The following is a 16891-nucleotide window of genomic DNA, read 5'->3' on the forward strand; positions in this document are numbered from 1 at the left end:
TCGGGGCGGAATTATAGAACGACCAGTTCGTGGTCTTGTATTTCGTCGGGGTCCAGCTGCTCATGCCCAAAGATATCACGCTGGATTCACAAGATGAATCCCGTCAACCCTTTGCGCAACAAAGCCCCGATGATCCTTGCGCGTGATATTTTGCCCATGCTCTCTTCCTTCTACTCCGCGGTCCTGATCGGCCGCATTCAACTGTTCGAGACGATGAAGAGAGACGGTGCTGGCTCGCTAACAAACGTGGTCACAGCCACAAGGCTCAGACGCCAAACACCGCCCCACCCCAACCTTGGCCAAGGTTGGGGTGGGGGAAGAGTAGCAACAACGAGATACAGAAGGTCAGGATTCCTCGGGCGAAAGAAGCACAGTGATGGCGCGTCCATAGGTCGTTGTAGCCTCAGATTGGCGCAGACGGGGGGCTTTTTCTTTCGAGATACTGTCCGGATTTGCGTTCACTGCTTCGGCAACGTTCTTCACGGACCCGCCGGCTTTCAATTACCGCAAAGCCTCATCCCTCTGGGATTTCGTGAGCGATTTTCGAAACATCTCGACACTTCCTTCAGCTGGGCAGATAGCTTGTACACATTCCGCATTTCCTGCCACTTCCTTTATCGTATCAGACCAGCTGAAGGCTTATCGTTCACGATTCCGCTTCAGGCGCCCATGACAGCGCCGTCAGTTCTTTCCGCCAAGCCCGTACCGGGTCCACAGTTCCTGCGTGAACAGGGTCAAGGCGGCCGCGCTACGCTGTCCCCTTTGATCTCGAAGATCAATGACATAGATCGTGTCATGGGCGATGGTGTAGAGCAGCGAGAAGGCCGTTCCCTGGAGCTTGCATTCCCGGACGGTGGCGAAGTCCTCATAAAGCGGGGCGGAGAGCGGAAATTCCACCAGCCGGGCCTCCGCCTGGCGCAAGGCGCCGGCGGCTTTCTTCAGGTCGAGCTGCGGATTCTGCCGGTAATAGGCCCGGAACCAGCGGAGCCCGGGTTCCGCGGTTTCGAGATAGCGGAGCTGCATGCTTACCGATCAGGCGTCGGGAAGGGACGGTCATCCTCGGCCGTCAGCCAGTCATGGACGGCACTGCTGGCCAGCGATGGCGCTTCCCGCTCGACCAGGGTCAGACCGGTGTCCACGAGCTGCCGGGTCGCCTGCCGCTCTTCAACAAAGGCGCGGATCGCCTGGTTCGCCATGTAGGAGGCGGATCGATCCTCGAAGCGTGCGATCTGGTCTAGCTGGGCCTTCAGCTCCGCATCGATCCGGGTGGTAAACGAGGTGGTCGCCATAACGGGATTCCGCTTTTGTCTTCTCGTGTCTTACAATGTAATGCATAGGCGCAACAGTAACAAGCTTAAGCTTGGGGCTTTGAGCGATCCCTTCGCGGCGACATAGCTCGGCAATACTGTCATCGCCACGCAGGCCTTCCAGCACGATCCGGATCTTGTACTCCGCGGAGAAGTGGCGCCGCGTCTTGCGGCGGATATCTTTCAACACCTGTTCAGCGGGGGCTCGCTCCAACGCTTCCACCGGCTGTAGAGGGTTCTGATTGCGGCCTTGTCAAGCGTGGGAGGGTGATGTCCGTCCGGGGTCATGTTTCTCTCCGAGGTCGCATTGAGCGCCTCATGATGGTTTTCGGCGGCGGATCGTCTCCAATGTCTTGTGCGGGGTGTGGCGCCTGGCCATCCCATACTCTACAGCGAGATCAATCAACCTCCGTCCCGTCGGGACTACGCTTCCCGCTTCAGGCGCGGGAACTCAGATCAGGCGGTGGCCTCCTCTGTCCATTGATAGTCGGTTCCTTTTTTCCAGAGCGCCAGCATCAGCACGGCGATTTTGCGGGCCGTCGCGACCGCCGCCTTGCGGAAGCCGCGCCGTCCGGCCAATCGCACGGCCAGCTTTTCAGCCGCGAGAAACGTCTCACTTGGGGTGGATCACGCATGACGCCGCCTCGAACAGTAGCCCGCGCATCGCACCGTCACTGCATTTCGAGACCCGCCCCGACCAATCCACCTCGCCAGACTGATGCCGCTTTGGCGTTAGCCCAAGAAAAGCGCCCACATCCGACGTCCGGCTGAAGCGACCGGGATCATCAACCAGGGCTATAAAGCCGAGCGCGTTAACCGGACCAACACCGGGGATTGTCATCAGGCGGCGCGCGACAGGATGGGCCTTGGCCGTTTTCTTCACCGCCTTGTCCAAGTCGTCCACCACGTGGCACAGCTTGGCATGGGTAGCGATGAAGGCATCGGCTATAGCCCGCAGAACCGGGTCGGTCTCGCCCGCTGCCGCCAGTTGATCGCGGAACGCCTGCCTTTGTTGCCCCTGGCCAATGCCGATCATACGGATACCGAAGGTTTTGAGGACGCCACGGATGTGACCTTCGAGGTCCTTGCGCAACCGGATCAACCTTTCACGGGCACCGACAAGGCACCGCAGCCGGTCGGCCTCTTCGCTGCGGATATGCACCGCAGTGAACCAGCCGGTTCGGGCGAGCTGCGCCAACCCTTCGGCATCGGCGGCGTCAGACTTGTTGAGCCGGGCCGAAAGGCTCTTGTGAGCCTTGCGCGCATCGACGCAGGTGGCCGGAAGCACGAGCCGCGTCATTCCGCGCTGCAGCCAAATCGACAAGTTCCCACTCTCATGGACGATCCGACGCGGCATGAGCGAGCGGTTTCGAAACCAGTCTGCCACACCCTCGGGATCGGACGGGCAAGCGCCGCGCGCGATCGTCTTGCCATCACGATCCACAACACAGATCGAAATCTCTTTCAGCGAAACATCCAAACCCGCATAGTGTTCCATAGGTCGTTCTCCTCACGGCTTTTATCCATGAGGCCAACATACCGAACCTCATTCGCCCCCAGAGAGCGAGCGCCGCAATCACGCCATGTCGTGTGCGGACCGTAGGCTTCGGGGGCGTCCCGCCATCGCAAACCATTGCGATTGATGAAGATAATGCCGCTTAAGACGCGCTTGTCATCAACCCGAGGCTTGCCGTGCGACTTCGGGAAGAAAGGCGCAAGCTTGGCCATCTGTTCGTCGCTCAGCCAATACAGGTCGCTCATGTCACCGCTCCGTTTTTCGAGCCGTGAATCATGCAGTGCAGTGAAAATCAATGCATCCTGAACCTACGTTTTCATGGCGTAAGAACAGCGCCTTATGATCTGTGATCATAGCTGATTTGCACTGGGGCCACCCCGCTTGCACCTCATAATGACGCGGCGTAGGGTGGCAAAGTGTCGCTCTCCACTTGCGCACAAATGTTCCACCTATCCCGGCAGGACACTTCAGAATATGACCGATCTTCCCGGATACCCGAGCCGCCGGAGCTTTCTGAAAGCTACCGCCGCCGGGGCCGCTCTTTCCGGGCTTGCGCACTCTGCGTCCGCGCAGCAGACGCCGCAGCCCGTTTCCCTCGACGACTATCAACGCGAGTATTTGAATGCCGACGAATGGGCGTTCATCATGGCAGCGACCGCACGGCTGATCCCGTCCGAGGATGACGGTCCCGGCGCCATCGAGGCCCGTGTGCCGGTATTCATCGACCGTCAGCTCGCCAGTGATTACGGCACCGCCGATGACTGGTACATGGAAGGCCCGCACGATCCGGACGCCGATCCGGCGCGCGGCTGGCAGACCCCGTTGAACCCGGCCGAGGTCTACCGCCAGGCGATTCCCGCCTTCAACGCGTGGTGCGAACAGACCCATGGCGCGGTCTTCGCCGAACTGGCCGCCAAGCAGCAGGATGCGGCTCTCACCTCACTGCAGAAGGGCGACGTCGTGCTGGCGCCCGAACTGCGCGAGTTCTGGGGCATCCTGCTGGCCAACACCAAGGAAGGCTATTTCGCCGACCCGCAATACGGCGGCAACCACGACATGCAGTCCTGGGTCTATATCGGCTTTCCCGGTGCCCGCGCGGCCTATCGGGAATGGCCCGAGCGCCACAATGTGAAATACCCGCTTGGTCCGGTCTCGATCAGCGGCGAAAGGGCATAGGAATGGCACGTCAGGAAAAGAAAAAGGACGTGGTCATCGTCGGCCTCGGCTGGACTGGCTCGATCGCAGGGATCGAACTGGCACAGGAAGGTCTCGACATCGTCGCGCTCGAGCGCGGCCATGACCAGGAGACGGTTCCGAATTTCGAATACCCGCAGCAGATCGATGAACTGAAATACGGCGTGCGTCTGAAGATGATGCAGAAGCCGTCGCAGCAGACCCTCACGGTGCGCCGTAACGATGGCGAGACCGCGCTGCCCTACCGCTCGCTCGGCTCGTTTCTGCCCGGCAACGGCGTCGGCGGCGCCGGCACGCATTGGAACGGCCTCAACTGGCGCCCGCAGGAAATCGAGCTGAAACTGCGCAGCCACGTGCTCGAAAACTGGGGCGAAGGGATCATTCCCGAGGGGATGGACCTGCGTGACTACCCGGTCAGTTATGACGAGCTCGAACCGTTCTTCACCCGATTCGAGAAGGTGGCCGGCATCTCCGGCTATGCGGGCAACCTCAATGGCGAGATCCGCGAGGGCGGCAACCCGTTCGAGGGCTGGCGCTCGGAAGACTTCCCGATGCCGCCGCTGCCCACAACCTACGACTCAGCGAAGTTCCGGGACGCCGCAAAGGCAATGGGGTATCACCCGTTCCCGGCCTCGGCAGGCATCGCCTCGACCTCCTATGTGAACCCCTATGGGATGCAGATGGGTCCGTGCAATTTCTGCGGCTTCTGCGAGCGCTACGGCTGCTATCAGTATTCGAAGTCCTCGCCGCAGACCGCGATCCTCGGCGCGCTGAAGCGCATGCCGAATTTCGAGTACCGGACAAATTCCGAGGTGCTGCGCGTGGATCTGGCCGAGGACGGCAAGACCGCGACCGGTGTCACCTACTGGGACGAGGAGGCAGGCGAGGAGGTGTTCCAGCCCGCCGACATCGTGATCCTGTCGAGCTACCAGCTCAACAACGTGCACCTGATGCTGCTGTCGGGTCTGGGCGAGGTCTATAACCCGCTGACCGGTGAGGGCACATTGGGCAAGAACTACGCCTACCAGATGAATGGCGGCATCTCGATGTTCTTCGAGGATGACAACTTCAACCCGTTCGTCGGTCATGGCGCCAACGGCATGGTCATCGACGATTTCTCGATCAGCCAGAACGACTTCGGCGCAGAGGGCTTCATCGGCGGTTCCTACTGGCGCTCGGGCACGTTCAACGGCCAGCCGATCCGCAACATGCCGCTGCCCAAGGACACGCCAAGCTGGGGCGCGGGCTGGAAGCAGGGCATCCGCAAATGGTACGGCCACGCGATGTCGATCGGCTCGCATGGCTCCCACATGGCCTATGCGAACAACCACCTCGACCTCGACCCCACCTATACCGACCGGCACGGTCGCCCGCTCATGCGCATGACGTTCAACTGGCAGGACAATGACCTGCGGATGAACCAGTTCATGAAGCGCAAGATGGAGCCGCTGGCCGCCTCGATGAACCCCGACATCATGCAGGCCGGGTTCAAGGATATAGGCGCGCAATACGACGTTCGCCCCTACCAGACCACGCACAACACCGGCGGTCACATCATGTCCGAGAATGCCCGCGAGGGCGCGGTCAACCGCTACTCCCAGACCTGGAAGGCGCATAACGTCTTCGCCATGGGCGCGGGCAACTTCGTGCAGAACACCCAGTACAACCCGACCGGGCTCGTCGGCGGCCTGGCTTACTGGACGGTCAACGCGATCCGCACGCAGTACCTCTCGAACCCCCGTCCGCTGGTCTGAGGAGAACGCAGATGAAGACTTTCCTCCGCATCATCGGCGGCCTGGCCCTCGCGGGCGTGATCGCCCTGCTGGCCTTCATCTTCGTGCCGGTGCAGGTGAGCAAGCCTGCAAGGGAGTTGGCCGCTGACTGGCAGCCGGAACCGGGACAGGGTGAATACGTCCTGCATGCCTCGGACTGCGTGGCCTGCCACACCGCCGAGGGCGGCGAGCCGCTTGCCGGCGGCCGCGCCATCGCCTCGCCCATGGGCACCATCTGGTCCACCAACATCACCCCGGATCCCGAGACCGGCATCGGTGACTGGTCCTATGAAGAGTTCCGTGCCGCCATGGTCGACGGCATCGCCAGGGGAGGCACGCATCTCTACCCCGCAATGCCCTACGAGAACTACCGCCTGATGAAGGAGGAGGACATTCGTGCCCTCTACGACTACATCATGGCCGACATCGCCCCGGTGCAGAACGAGGTCCAGGAAACGCATCTGAAATTCCCCTTCAACCTGCGCTTTGGCATCCGTGCCTGGAACTGGCTGGCGCTGACCCATGACGTGGGTTTCGATCCGGTTGGCACTTCCGATCTGCAGGATCGCGGCCAGTATCTCGTCGAAGGTCCCGGCCACTGCGCTGCCTGTCACAGCCCGCGCACGCCCTTCATGGCGCAGGACGGGGTGAGTACCTCGGACGATGGTTTCCTGACCGGCGGGGTGATCGATGGCTGGAACGCCCCCGCCCTGCGCGGCGAAGGCTCTGTATCGCAGGCGTGGCCGGTCGAACAACTGGCGGCCTATCTCGCCACCGGCCGCAACGCCCATTCCACCGCCAACGGCGAGATGGGCCTCGTCGTCGAGCACTCGCTGCAGCACCTCACGGACGAGGACAACCTTGCCATGGCCGCCTTCCTCAAGGGGTTGGACGGGGCGGAGGTCGAGCTTCCCAAAAGTTTCGCCGCGACCGGCCCCACGCCGCTGCCCGCACCGGAGACCGATGCCGCCGGTAAAGCGACCGCAGCGATGCTGATCGAGGCGAACCCGGATATGCCGCTTGGCGCGCGTCTCTACAGCGACAACTGCATCGGCTGTCACTTCGCCAACGGCAAGGGTGCGCCCGGGATCTTTCCTGAACTGCAGAACAACCATCTGGTGACCGGCTCGGAAACCGGGCCGCTGATCTCAGTGATCCTGAACGGCGCCGAGATGCCCGGTACCGCCAAGCGCCCGATGACCCTGCGCATGCAGGGCTACAGGGACCGCATGTCGGACGAGGAAATCGCCGAACTGGCAAGCTGGCTGCGCAAGGCCTGGGGCAATGAGGCGGGTACGGTGACCGCCACCGATGTTGCCACGGTCCGCGCCGCCTCTGACAGCCACTGAACGTCCAGACCGGACGATGTGAAGGGACCGGTTTCCGGCCCCTTTCCGTATCCGGTTGCGGATAGCAGAAGCTCTCACGTCCAGCAGCCCTTCCGCGAAACAATCCCGACAGCTCCGATATCGCGGAGAAAAGCCGAGATCACCTTGCTATCCGCATAAGTCGACCGTGCTCGACGATTACTCGCGCTACATCATCGCCTGGAAACTGTGCACCACCATGCGCGCCGAGGATGTGACCGATACGCTGGAACTGGCCCTGGAAGCCTCGGGCTGCGACAGCGCGGCAGTGCTACACAAGCCAAAGTTGCTCAGCGACAACGTCCTATATCGGGAAGTTCTGGCTGCTTAGGTCAGCAGGTCATGAGGCATCCGGTGTCCCGGATGCCGGTGACCAGCGGATCGTGGAAGAACTGCACCGCGCCGATCTCCAGCATGTGCAGGATCACCTGGGCGTCCTTCGGATCGTTCTTGTCCCAGCTGTTGTGCAGGGCTTCGCGCGTCCGAGCCAACCCGACGGAGGACACGAGCTTGAGATCGAATCCGGCCTGGGCAAGATGATGCGCCAACGGTCGATGATAGTTGCCGGTCGCCTCGAACCCGATCCTCACGGGCAGACCGTAATCCATAAGAATGGCGGCCAAGCGCCGAAAGTCGTCAAGCGTGTTCGTGATCGTCAATCGACGGCGGCGCTTCTTGCCAGGGACGCCAATCAGCATCTCGTGGCGGTGCTTGGAAATGTCGATGGCGACCAACAAGGTCGGGACGGTAGTATCGGTGGCGGTCATAGCCGGTCTCCTCAGCGGTGTGGTTTGTGCAAAACCACTGTTGAGACCTGAGACCCGGTTATGGCCACCCGCTACGCTATTTGAGGGCTGCGCGCGTGGCCATAACCTCAAACAAGCAATTCGTCCCGAGGTGCTACGGTCCCAGCTATATCGCGGGCGAACTGGCAGAGTTCATCGAGGCGCAAGGTATGAGCCATGTGCGTGGCGCGCCACTACATCCCCAGACCCAGGGCAAGATCGAACGGTGGCACCGGATCCTCAAAAACCGCATCCTGCTGGAAAACTACTTCCTCCCGGGCGATCTCGAAGCCCAGATCGAGGCATTCATCGAACATTACAATCACCGGCGATACCATGAAAGCCTGAACAACGTGACGCCCGCTGATGCCTACTTCGGCAGGGCCGAGACCATCATCAAACAACGCGAAAGGATCAAGCGAAAGACCATCGAACAACGGCGCTTGCAACACCGCAAGCTCACCGCATAAGATCAAACCAATTACGAGGCAAAATCTCCGCTAATTTACGCCCCGAGATGTGCCAATTGTTCTGACGACGGACAGGTGAGAGCCGCTATCCTCGATGGAAGGCTTTCGGCCGGTCGACTTAAAGCGACCTAATCCCCACCTTCTTTCCACTCCCCAGTGATAGAAGCTGAAACGCTTTAACCATGCTGCAATGCTACGAAGTGATTTCGCGCGACTTCCTGCAAACGCACTTTGCTACCCCGATCAGTCATGGGGTCGAAGTAATCGTCACCTTGTACCAGAGGTTGCGCCGTCAATGCAGTTTCACGCAACCGATAGCCTTGTTCGGTGTTTGAAAGTACCGGCACGGCATTCATCAGTCGACAGGTATAAGGGTGATGGGGCTGCTCAAAGAGGCGTGAGGTCGGCGCTTGCTCCATGATCCTGCCCTGGTACATGACGAGCACACGGTCGCAAAGCGATTCCACTACGCCGAGATCGTGGCTGATGAACAAGCAAGAAAAGCCAAAGCGTTCCCGCAACTGCTGCAGGAGCGTCAATATTTGTGCCTGCACGGTTACGTCCAACGCAGAGACTGGCTCGTCGGCGACAACCACCGCCGGGCGTGTTACAAGTGCTCGTGCAATAGCGACACGTTGGCGCTGACCGCCTGACAATTCATGCGGGAATCGGCTGGCATAAATTTCCCCCAAGCCCACCGCATCAAGCATCTCGGCCACGCGCTCGTGCTTTTCCGATCGCGTGGCCTCCGGCAGATGGCGCATACCCTCAGCAATCAGCTGTGCGACATTCATGCGCGGATCAAGCGACGAATAAGGATCCTGAAAGACGATCTGCAGGTCCCGGCGCACAGTCCGCAACGAACTGCCGGACAGCCCTAGAATGTCCTTGCCTCGGAAACTGACAGTCCCATTCGTTGGGTTTTTCAATCGGATCAAGGCCCGCCCGAGCGTACTTTTGCCGCTGCCCGATTCCCCCACCAGCCCCAACATCTCGCCCTCTCGCAAATCGAGCGACACGCCCGCGACAGCACGCTTGTGTCTCGTTCGACCGAAGGGCCACGGGGAGGGAATTTCATAGTGAACTTCTATATCCCGTGCGGTCAGCAAAGGTACCTTCTCTGCGGTTTCGCTCACTCTCCCTTTTTCCTGCGGACCATGGGGCAACGAAGCCAACAGCTTGATCGTATAGGGGTGCGTTGGGGCTCTCAGAATCTCGTCCGCCGGTCCCTGCTCGACGATCAAACCCTTTTCCATGACGGTTACCTGGTCGGCATAGCGTGCGACCAGTCCGAGGTCGTGGCTGATTAGCATGACGGACGCGCCGAATTCGCCGACCACGTCGCGCATGATGTCGAGCACATCCTTTTGCACGATTGCGTCCAGCGCCGTTGTTGGCTCATCCGCAAGCAGCAGCTTGGGGCGCAGCGTCATGACAGAAGCGATCATGATACGTTGGCGCATACCGCCCGAGAACTCGTGGGGAAAACGTTTCAGGCAATCCTCCGGATCGGGAATTCGGACCGCCCGTAGCATCGCGATCGCACGTTCCCGGATCTCGCCCTTGTCAAGATCGCTATGCAGGCGCAGCCCCTCGAACAGCTGCTTTCCGACCCTGAGCGCCGGATTGAGCGACACCAGAGGTTCCTGGAAAATCATGCCGATCTCGGCACCTCGTATCGCGCGCATCTGCCGGTCGTCCAGCGAAGCCAGATCTCTGCCCCGAAACAGGACCGACCCGCCCGCGATGGTGGCCGGAGGTGGCAGAAGCTTCAGCACAGACCGGGCAAGCATTGTTTTACCGCTGCCCGATTCACCGACAACGGCATGAATCTGCCCGTGCCCAATGGTCAGGTTTGCCTTATGCACCGCGGTTATCGATCTCTTCCGAAAGGGAAAGACGATGTTGAGATCACGTATCTGCAACAAGGGCGTGGAAGACATGCTGTTCACCGGACCGGTCCTTCTTGCGATCAGTTGTTACGTGGGTCGAGTTCGTCGCGCAGCGCATCGCCGAAGAGATTCACCCCCAGCAGTGCAAACGAGATGCAGAGCCCGGGCAGGATGCCCAGCCAGGGAAAGCGCATGAGATAACCACGCGCCTCGGCAAGCATGTTGCCCCATGTCGGGGCCGGTGGCGGGACGCCGAGTCCCAGGAATGACAGCGAGCTTTCCGCAAGCAGAACCCAGCCGAACATGGTGGTGGACAGCACGATCAGCGGGCCAAGACTATTGGGCAGGACATGGCGGATCAGGGTATAGAAGGTGCTGTTGCCCAGAGCGACCGAGGCTTCCACATATTCCTTTTCGCGCAATGACAGGACCGTACCACGGACAAGCCGTGTGACTGAAGGCAGGTAGGCCAGCGCCAGCGCCAGAACTACCCCATATTTGTTCGGCCCGATGGCGACCATCAGTGCCAGCGCTAGCAGGATGCCCGGAAACGCCATCAATGCCTCGATGACCATCATGACGATGCGGTCGAACCAGCCGCGCCAATAGCCGCAGAAGGCGCCGATGATCACGCCGCCGGTGACAGCCACCAACACTGTCAGGAACGAGACGGTGACTGATACGCCCGCACCGGCCAGCAGGCGGGACAACAGATCGCGTCCAAACATGTCCGTGCCCAGAAGATGTGTCGCGGAGGCCCCTTCGAACCGGGCGAGATAGTCCTGGCCGGTCGGGTCATAGGGTGTATAGACAGCCCCGGTCGCAGCAATCAGCAGAACAAATCCGAGCATCAGGCCGCCAATCAAGCCATTGGGACGGGAAAGGATTCTCAGCAGTCGTTTCATTTCAGGGTCACACGCGGATCAAAGAAGCCGTAAAGAAGATCGACCAGCAGATTGACGACGACATAGACGCCAGCGATCAGCAGCAATGCGCCCTGCAGCATCGGATAGTCACGCGCATAGATGGAATCGACCACCAGCTTGCCGATGCCCGGCAGGCTGAACACCGTCTCGGTCACCGCGGCACCGCCCAGAAGCGAGGCCATCACGAGGCCCAGCATGGTCAATGCAGGAGCAAAAGCGTTCTTGAAGACGTGACGTGAAAGAACGGCGGCTTCCGACAGACCTTTTGCCCGTGCATGCGTCACATATTCCAGTCGCAGCACCTCGAGCGTGCCAGAGCGCATCATCCGGGTCAGGACCGCGATTTCCGTCAACGCAAGGGAGATGACGGGCATGATCAGGTACAGAACCCCCAATCCGAAATCCGTGCTCAGTTCGACGTAGCCGACGGTCGGAAGCCATTGCAGATATACGCCGAAAAACAGGAGCAGCATCAGGCCGACCCAGAAACTGGGCAGGGACAGCTTGAGGATTGCCACCAGTACGATGGCGAAATCGGTTCGGGAGTTCTGCTTCGATGCCGCAATCATTCCGGCGGGAACCGCGATCATGACCGCCATGCTGACAGCCAGGAACACCAAAGTGGCAGTGACGCTGAACCGCTCCAGCAAGGCCGGCAAGACCGGTTCCTGCGTACGGATCGAAACACCCAGATCGCCGGTCGCCAGATTGCCCAACCAGATGAAAAACTGCACCGGAATCGGTTTGTCGAGCCCCAGCTCCTCGCGCATTTGCTGAACCACCGCAGGATCGTCCAACTCGTAAAGCATCAGCTCCGCCGGATCGCCCGGGATCAACCGGATCAGCGTAAAAACGATCAACAGCACCAGGAATATGGTGGGTATGGCCGTCAACAACCGCTTGAGAATATAGCTCCACATATGGGCATCCCATCAGTTCGGCGATGGAGAACAGGGGCAGGAAAAAGACTGCGATGTAGCCATTCTGCCCGCGACGAATGTCATTTCGGGCCGACACCCCAGAATATCTGCTTGCCGGCACCCCATGGTTTAAAGCCGTCGATACTATCCCTGATCGCGTAGAATTCGACACGGTGCCCGATACCGATGGCCGGCACCTCGTCGATGAAACGGCGGTGCAACTCGTCGATGATCCCCTGCCGCTCGACCTTGTCCGAAACGACCATGGCCTGGTCCAGCAAGGCGATCGCTTCGGGGCTGTTCCAGACCTTGCGCGACTGTTCACCGGTAATCATCTCGAAACTGAGGGCGGGGTCGAGCCGCGGTGAATAGCTGAAGGATTGCATCTGGTATTCACCGGAGGTGTAGGCATCGAGCTGCGTCCCCCATTCGAGCACCTTCAATTCTGCATTGATCCCTGCTTCCTTGAGCATGGACTGCGCGATCAGCGCCCGCTCGTAATAGGCGCCCGAGCGCTTGTTGGTCAGCAACTCGATCGGTTGCCCGTCATATCCCGCCTCATCCAGCAACGCTTTCGCCTTTTCGGGATCGAAGGGCAGTTGTTCCCATTCGGCATCGGTGAAGAACGAGGATACCGGCGGCAGAGGCGACGGGTTGGCACGCCCGCGCCCTTCCGAAACGATGGCCATGATCTGCTCACGGTCAATGGCCTGCGCCATGGCCTGACGGATCCGCTTGTCCTGCAGGACCGGATCGTCAGTATTGATGAGCAGCGTATCCCACACGGCCGTTTCGGCGCTGAGAATCTGTGTATCAGGCGCAAGCTCCATCTCGGCGAGATCCGCCGGCTCGATCGACAACAGGTCGATATCGCCGGCGAGATAGGCGGCCTTGGAAACCGAAGGCTCGGGCAGGATCTGCAATCTCACCTTGTCGACAAGGACCTCTTTCGCCCCAGCATACCCATCTTGCGGGTCACTGCGGCTTGCGTAATCCTCGAACTTGAGCAGGTCGATATAGCGCCCGTATTTGATGTCCCCGAACTTGAACGGCCCGGTTCCGACAGGTTCGAGCCAATTGCCGTCGGCGTCAACGGATTCGGTATGCAGCACCGCGGTGTTGCCGCAATCGAAACGCGCGAGATTGCCCAGGAATGTCGCGCTCCGACTGGCGAGCTTGTAGACCACCGTCAACGGATCCGGGGTTTCGACGGAAACGACTTCCGGGCCGTCCTCGCCGGTGAAATAGCTTCTGCACCGCCATTTCGTCTCGGGGGCCATGAAACGGTCCCAGGACCATTTAACGTGTTCCGATGTCATGATTTCGCCGTTGTGGAACGGCACGCCTTCTCGCAGCTTGAACGTGTAGGTCAGCCCGTCATCACTGACGGTCCATGCTTCCGCAAGCATCGGTTTGATAGAAAAATCGGCGGCATAGGCCACCAGCCCTTCGACCACATGCATATGGACTGTATCGGTATTGCCATCCCGATCAACCCCGGGATTGGTGCCGCGAAGATCCTGGGTATATGCCACATTCAGGACGACTTCAGCCTGCACCGACCCGGTTGTCGAAAACAGCAGCGCCGCTGTGAGGGAAGATAGGACGAAACGTCCTGTAGTTGCTGTCAGCATGTCATGTCTCCCGTGCTGTGTATCGCCGATTCTTGTTCGCTATGGCATGATCAGTTCTTGTCAAAGCGTGTAGGTCAGGCTGTCTTCGTTCTTGTAGGGGGATTGCCGCACCTGCATTACCCCCCCCCCGGCATCCATTAGGATGGTCGCGACCGTGGCGGATATGGATTGGTTCCTGTTGCGCGACACCGGAAAGCGCAGCACTCCGCAGGGATCGCCGAAACGATCGGAAAACGCGTCCGCGAAATCGGCCAGCGTGATATTCGTTCCGGCCCGGTCAAGCCGTGCACGCACCCTGCGATCTCGGTAGAGCGTGTCCATCCCCCCAAGCAATCCGGCATCCACCACTTTCGCCTGCGCGGCCGGCGAGACGAAATGATTGGCATGCGTCAGCAACCCGTTCTCAGGCGCAATCCAGAAAATTTCCTGCGGCGTGGTTTCAAGATCGAAGGCTTCGCCACCACCCGTGGCACAGGAAATCATCATGTTGTTGGAAACGGTACGCGGCGCTTTCGCCACGACCTGCATGGCCGCCGGGAAACCGTCCGCCTCCAGCGCGAGACGGCGGATGACCGACAACGGTATGCCGGGGGTAGACCAGCTCTCATCCGCCGTCTGCAAATTGTTGCCGGTAATGGCAACGCCTGCCTCGTTAAAGCCCGCGCGGGCCAGACCGCCCGCTTCGACATAGGTCATGATATCCGGACCATCGTCCCGGCGCAGAACCAGCACGACGGTGGTCTCTTCGCATTCAGGCCGCCAATCCCAGTTCTGCCCATGAAGCAGCCGACCCTCGGCGGTCCGCTCGGGCATGGCCACCGCGGCGGTGCAGCCGTCATCCAGCGCCGTACGATCCTCGGCATTGACGGCCATTTCCGTGGCGTTGAGGATCTCGCTGCGCCCGTTTATCAGCAGGATATCGGTAAGATCGACCCCTGCGCCCTTGGCAATGGCCTTCAATTCGCGGAATTGCTCGGGATAGGAAGCCTCGAGCCTGCCTGCCAGGAGACGGCCTGCCCGGACAACTGAATCCCAGTGACAGCCCCGGTCGGAGAGAAGGGTTCGATATCGCTCGACCCCAAGCTTGATGAGCCCATCGGCTGCCCGCCCATAGGCGAGCCCACGCGTCTCTGCAGTCCCTTCGATTTCGATCCGGGGAGGAGGAGGAACCTTGTTCATTGTGCTGCCAAACGCTCCCTTGGCTGAACGATGCCACGAAAGAACCTCATCGTATAAGGTAAGACTCCATGCATGCTATGGGCCACCCCAGGCACTATATCCTGCATGACCGTGATGCCATGCTGCTCCAGTGAGGTCTTCAGGCTGTTATTGCGCTCGATGCGGGTCCGGCCCGCATCGTTGGCGCCTTCCATGTAGCGCTTGCTACCGACCTGGTGCTGTATCTCCCAGGTTTCGACATCCGCGGCACCAACTGCCAGATGGACTTTCACCCGGCGAAGCGCCTCGACATCAAGGTCGCGGCCGAAAAGCTCGCGCAGATTGCGGATACCGACCCACCAATCCCGACTCGAGTCAAGCAGCGTGACCGACCCCGGCGCACCGATCGAGACCGCTTTCAGCTTGTCGGGATGCAGGATCAGGAAACGATGGGTGAAATGCCCTCCGCCGGAAAACCCGAACATCAGGAATGGCGGAAATCGGCAGTCAAGCATGACCTCGACTTCGGCGACCATCGAAAGCAGGACCTGATCATAGCGGATATCGCCTTCGAGAATGTATTTGTAACCATCCGCGTCGTCATCCCCCCGCACACCGACGGGGAAGAGCGGTGCCAGGACCACCGCGTTGTTGTAGCGGCCGAATTCGGCAAAGGCCTCGCGATACTGGAACTGCATGCGCGCCGTGCCATGCACTGCGACAACCAAATCCGGCTGCCCTGCCGTGTCCAGATCCTCCGGGACATAAAGGCAATAGCTGAAGCGCGGATCGGCCTTGCAGGCAAATATGGTCGTTTTCCCGCGCTTGTACATTGCCTTGCGGCGATCCTCGGGTGAATGAGTCGACTGTGCCAGCACAGACTTCTCCCTTTTGTCATGGTTCGCAGGGACGCTAGCGCGTCCGTTATGTGTTGTCAATATTGGCGCCAATTTATAAATACAATATGATTCACATACTAGGTGGCGCTTTCGCCCTGCGAAATCCGGTGACAGGGCTGGCCATGCGAATCGCGCAGCTCTGTGGCAAGAACAGAGGATTAGGGCTATAAGCGCCGGAACGGCGCCTCACCCGAAAGAGGCGCCAGCACAGTAAGAATAGGGTGAAACGTTGCAGGATACGGCAAAATCGCCGGAAGACGCCGAGGGCGAGAACATCAACCTCTCAGAGTTGATCGTCAGGGATATCAATATCGGAATATTCGGCCCGGGCGAGTGGCTGAAGCAAGTCGATCTTGAACAACGCTACGGCGTCACGCGGATCGCTGTCCGGCGGGTTCTGGACGAACTGGTCGCCAAGCGGTTGGTCGAACACATCCACAATCGCGGCTACCGCGTCTATGCGCTTGGCCCGAAACAGCGGCGCGAAGTTTCCGAAATCCGCACCTTGCTCGAGACTGCGGCGGCGGGAGGAATCGTCGAACAGGCGACCAAACAGGATATAGAGGAGCTTACGGTCTTGGCGGAAAACTTCAAGCAAGCCGCCTATTACGGCACTATCCTGGAGCAAATTGACGCCAACCGCAATTTTCACAACCGGTTATTGGAGCTATGCACTAATGAATCCCTTACCGAGCTGATCATGGAGTTGCGCCAACGAGGGCCGGCGGCACCCGTCACCCGCTGGCGTACCGTGGCGCAATTGGCCAAGGCCACCGAAGATCATTTCCGGATAGTCGATGCGATCAGGCGCCGGGATGTGGAAGGATTGAAGGCCGTAATCACAAGCCATATCAATGATAAGGGGCCGAATCTCGACCTATCCAAAGAATAATCAACACCCAGCCTCCCTCTTCTGCCCTCTCGCTGGCTTTGTTGCGCAAAAGGAGCTTTGGGTATAGTTCCCCTTTTCTTGGACAGATTTATCCTACGGCCATTGTCATGGGCGTGCCGAGAGCTGTGTAACGGTTCATGACGGCGCAGCGGATTTGTA

At 59.9% G+C, this 16891-nt stretch carries 14 protein-coding genes and 5 pseudogenes; 6 read left to right on the forward strand and 13 right to left on the reverse strand.

The window, feature by feature from the left end; all coding sequences use genetic code 11:
* Window positions 1–681 precede the first annotated feature (681 nt).
* The 6 genes and pseudogenes from C9E81_RS22215 to C9E81_RS22235 all read right to left on the reverse strand — a co-directional run.
* The gene (locus C9E81_RS22215) at window positions 682–1023 is read right to left on the reverse strand and encodes a hypothetical protein (RefSeq protein WP_122114545.1); all 342 of its coding nucleotides are present in this window, start codon (window positions 1021–1023) and stop codon (window positions 682–684) included.
* Window positions 1024–1025: 2 nt separating this feature from the next.
* Window positions 1026–1289 carry a CopG family ribbon-helix-helix protein gene (locus C9E81_RS22220; RefSeq protein ID WP_122114546.1) on the reverse strand — a complete coding sequence of 88 codons (264 nt, stop codon included), beginning with the start codon at window positions 1287–1289 and terminating at the stop codon, window positions 1026–1028.
* Between the two features lie 76 nt (window positions 1290–1365).
* Window positions 1366–1530, reverse strand: a pseudogene (locus C9E81_RS22225) (transposase); the annotation flags it as partial.
* A 233-nt stretch (window positions 1531–1763) separates the two neighbouring features.
* The gene (locus C9E81_RS23765) at window positions 1764–1886 is read right to left on the reverse strand and encodes a hypothetical protein (protein ID WP_279432731.1); all 123 of its coding nucleotides are present in this window, start codon (window positions 1884–1886) and stop codon (window positions 1764–1766) included.
* Between the two features lie 34 nt (window positions 1887–1920).
* Window positions 1921–2787 (reverse strand): IS110 family RNA-guided transposase, encoded by an 867-nt coding sequence (locus tag C9E81_RS22230; RefSeq protein WP_243698779.1) that lies wholly within the window; start codon window positions 2785–2787, stop codon window positions 1921–1923.
* Window positions 2788–2891: 104 nt separating this feature from the next.
* A pseudogene (locus C9E81_RS22235) lies at window positions 2892–3068 on the reverse strand (transposase); the annotation flags it as partial.
* A 229-nt stretch (window positions 3069–3297) separates the two neighbouring features.
* Here C9E81_RS22235 and C9E81_RS22240 point away from each other — a divergent pair.
* From C9E81_RS22240 to C9E81_RS22255, 4 genes and pseudogenes are all read left to right on the forward strand, one after another.
* Entirely contained in the window at window positions 3298–3999 is a 702-nt protein-coding gene (locus C9E81_RS22240) for a gluconate 2-dehydrogenase subunit 3 family protein (RefSeq protein WP_122114547.1), read from the forward strand.
* A gap of 2 nt (window positions 4000–4001) precedes the next feature.
* Window positions 4002–5771, forward strand: a complete 1770-nt coding sequence (locus tag C9E81_RS22245) for a GMC family oxidoreductase (RefSeq protein ID WP_122114548.1) — start codon at window positions 4002–4004, stop codon at window positions 5769–5771.
* A gap of 11 nt (window positions 5772–5782) precedes the next feature.
* Complete coding sequence (locus tag C9E81_RS22250; protein ID WP_122114549.1) at window positions 5783–7138, forward strand: cytochrome c; 1356 nt, start codon at window positions 5783–5785, stop codon at window positions 7136–7138.
* Between the two features lie 160 nt (window positions 7139–7298).
* A pseudogene (locus C9E81_RS22255) lies at window positions 7299–7457 on the forward strand (IS3 family transposase); the annotation flags it as partial.
* Window positions 7458–7512: 55 nt separating this feature from the next.
* Here the strand turns inward: C9E81_RS22255 and C9E81_RS22260 are convergent.
* A pseudogene (locus C9E81_RS22260) lies at window positions 7513–7923 on the reverse strand (IS110 family transposase); the annotation flags it as partial.
* Between the two features lie 137 nt (window positions 7924–8060).
* Here C9E81_RS22260 and C9E81_RS22265 point away from each other — a divergent pair.
* Window positions 8061–8411, forward strand: a pseudogene (locus tag C9E81_RS22265) (integrase core domain-containing protein); the annotation flags it as partial.
* Between the two features lie 176 nt (window positions 8412–8587).
* Here C9E81_RS22265 and C9E81_RS22270 read toward each other — a convergent pair.
* The 6 genes from C9E81_RS22270 to C9E81_RS22295 all read right to left on the reverse strand — a co-directional run bounded on the left by C9E81_RS22270 (window position 8588) and on the right by C9E81_RS22295 (window position 15819).
* Entirely contained in the window at window positions 8588–10354 is a 1767-nt protein-coding gene (locus C9E81_RS22270) for an ABC transporter ATP-binding protein (protein WP_122114550.1), read from the reverse strand.
* 29 nt (window positions 10355–10383) lie between these two features.
* Window positions 10384–11154, reverse strand: coding sequence for an ABC transporter permease (locus C9E81_RS22275; RefSeq protein ID WP_243698780.1), 771 nt, complete (start codon window positions 11152–11154; stop codon window positions 10384–10386).
* Between the two features lie 50 nt (window positions 11155–11204).
* Complete coding sequence (locus C9E81_RS22280) at window positions 11205–12149, reverse strand: ABC transporter permease (protein WP_122114552.1); 945 nt, start codon at window positions 12147–12149, stop codon at window positions 11205–11207.
* Window positions 12150–12229: 80 nt separating this feature from the next.
* Window positions 12230–13783 (reverse strand): ABC transporter substrate-binding protein, encoded by a 1554-nt coding sequence (locus C9E81_RS22285; RefSeq protein WP_122114553.1) that lies wholly within the window; start codon window positions 13781–13783, stop codon window positions 12230–12232.
* Window positions 13784–13843: 60 nt separating this feature from the next.
* Entirely contained in the window at window positions 13844–14962 is a 1119-nt protein-coding gene (locus C9E81_RS22290) for a C45 family autoproteolytic acyltransferase/hydrolase (protein WP_122114554.1), read from the reverse strand.
* Window positions 14959–15819, reverse strand: a complete 861-nt coding sequence (locus tag C9E81_RS22295; protein WP_208021252.1) for an alpha/beta hydrolase — start codon at window positions 15817–15819, stop codon at window positions 14959–14961. Before C9E81_RS22295 ends, C9E81_RS22290 begins: the two co-directional genes overlap by 4 nt.
* 250 nt (window positions 15820–16069) lie before the next feature.
* Here C9E81_RS22295 and C9E81_RS22300 point away from each other — a divergent pair, with 250 nt between their 5' ends.
* The gene (locus C9E81_RS22300) at window positions 16070–16732 is read left to right on the forward strand and encodes a GntR family transcriptional regulator (protein WP_208021253.1); all 663 of its coding nucleotides are present in this window, start codon (window positions 16070–16072) and stop codon (window positions 16730–16732) included.
* Window positions 16733–16891 lie beyond the last annotated feature (159 nt).

This window comes from Paracoccus alkanivorans (genome assembly GCF_003697785.1).
GTDB classification, from domain to species: domain Bacteria; phylum Pseudomonadota; class Alphaproteobacteria; order Rhodobacterales; family Rhodobacteraceae; genus Paracoccus; species Paracoccus alkanivorans.

Excerpts from the sequence above, each read along its gene's own strand:
- C9E81_RS22245 (WP_122114548.1), top strand. The coding sequence starts at position 4,002 with ATGGCACGTCAGGAAAAGAAAAAGGACGTGGTCATCGTCGGCCTCGGC.
- C9E81_RS22240 (WP_122114547.1), top strand. The coding sequence starts at position 3,298 with ATGACCGATCTTCCCGGATACCCGAGCCGCCGGAGCTTTCTGAAAGCT.
- C9E81_RS22250 (WP_122114549.1), top strand. The coding sequence starts at position 5,783 with ATGAAGACTTTCCTCCGCATCATCGGCGGCCTGGCCCTCGCGGGCGTG.
- C9E81_RS22290 (WP_122114554.1), bottom strand. The coding sequence starts at position 14,962 with ATGAACAAGGTTCCTCCTCCTCCCCGGATCGAAATCGAAGGGACTGCA.
- C9E81_RS22275 (WP_243698780.1), bottom strand. The coding sequence starts at position 11,154 with ATGCTCGGATTTGTTCTGCTGATTGCTGCGACCGGGGCTGTCTATACA.
- C9E81_RS22285 (WP_122114553.1), bottom strand. The coding sequence starts at position 13,783 with ATGCTGACAGCAACTACAGGACGTTTCGTCCTATCTTCCCTCACAGCG.
- C9E81_RS22220 (WP_122114546.1), bottom strand. The coding sequence starts at position 1,289 with ATGGCGACCACCTCGTTTACCACCCGGATCGATGCGGAGCTGAAGGCC.
- C9E81_RS22280 (WP_122114552.1), bottom strand. The coding sequence starts at position 12,149 with ATGTGGAGCTATATTCTCAAGCGGTTGTTGACGGCCATACCCACCATA.
- C9E81_RS22270 (WP_122114550.1), bottom strand. The coding sequence starts at position 10,354 with ATGTCTTCCACGCCCTTGTTGCAGATACGTGATCTCAACATCGTCTTT.
- C9E81_RS22215 (WP_122114545.1), bottom strand. The coding sequence starts at position 1,023 with ATGCAGCTCCGCTATCTCGAAACCGCGGAACCCGGGCTCCGCTGGTTC.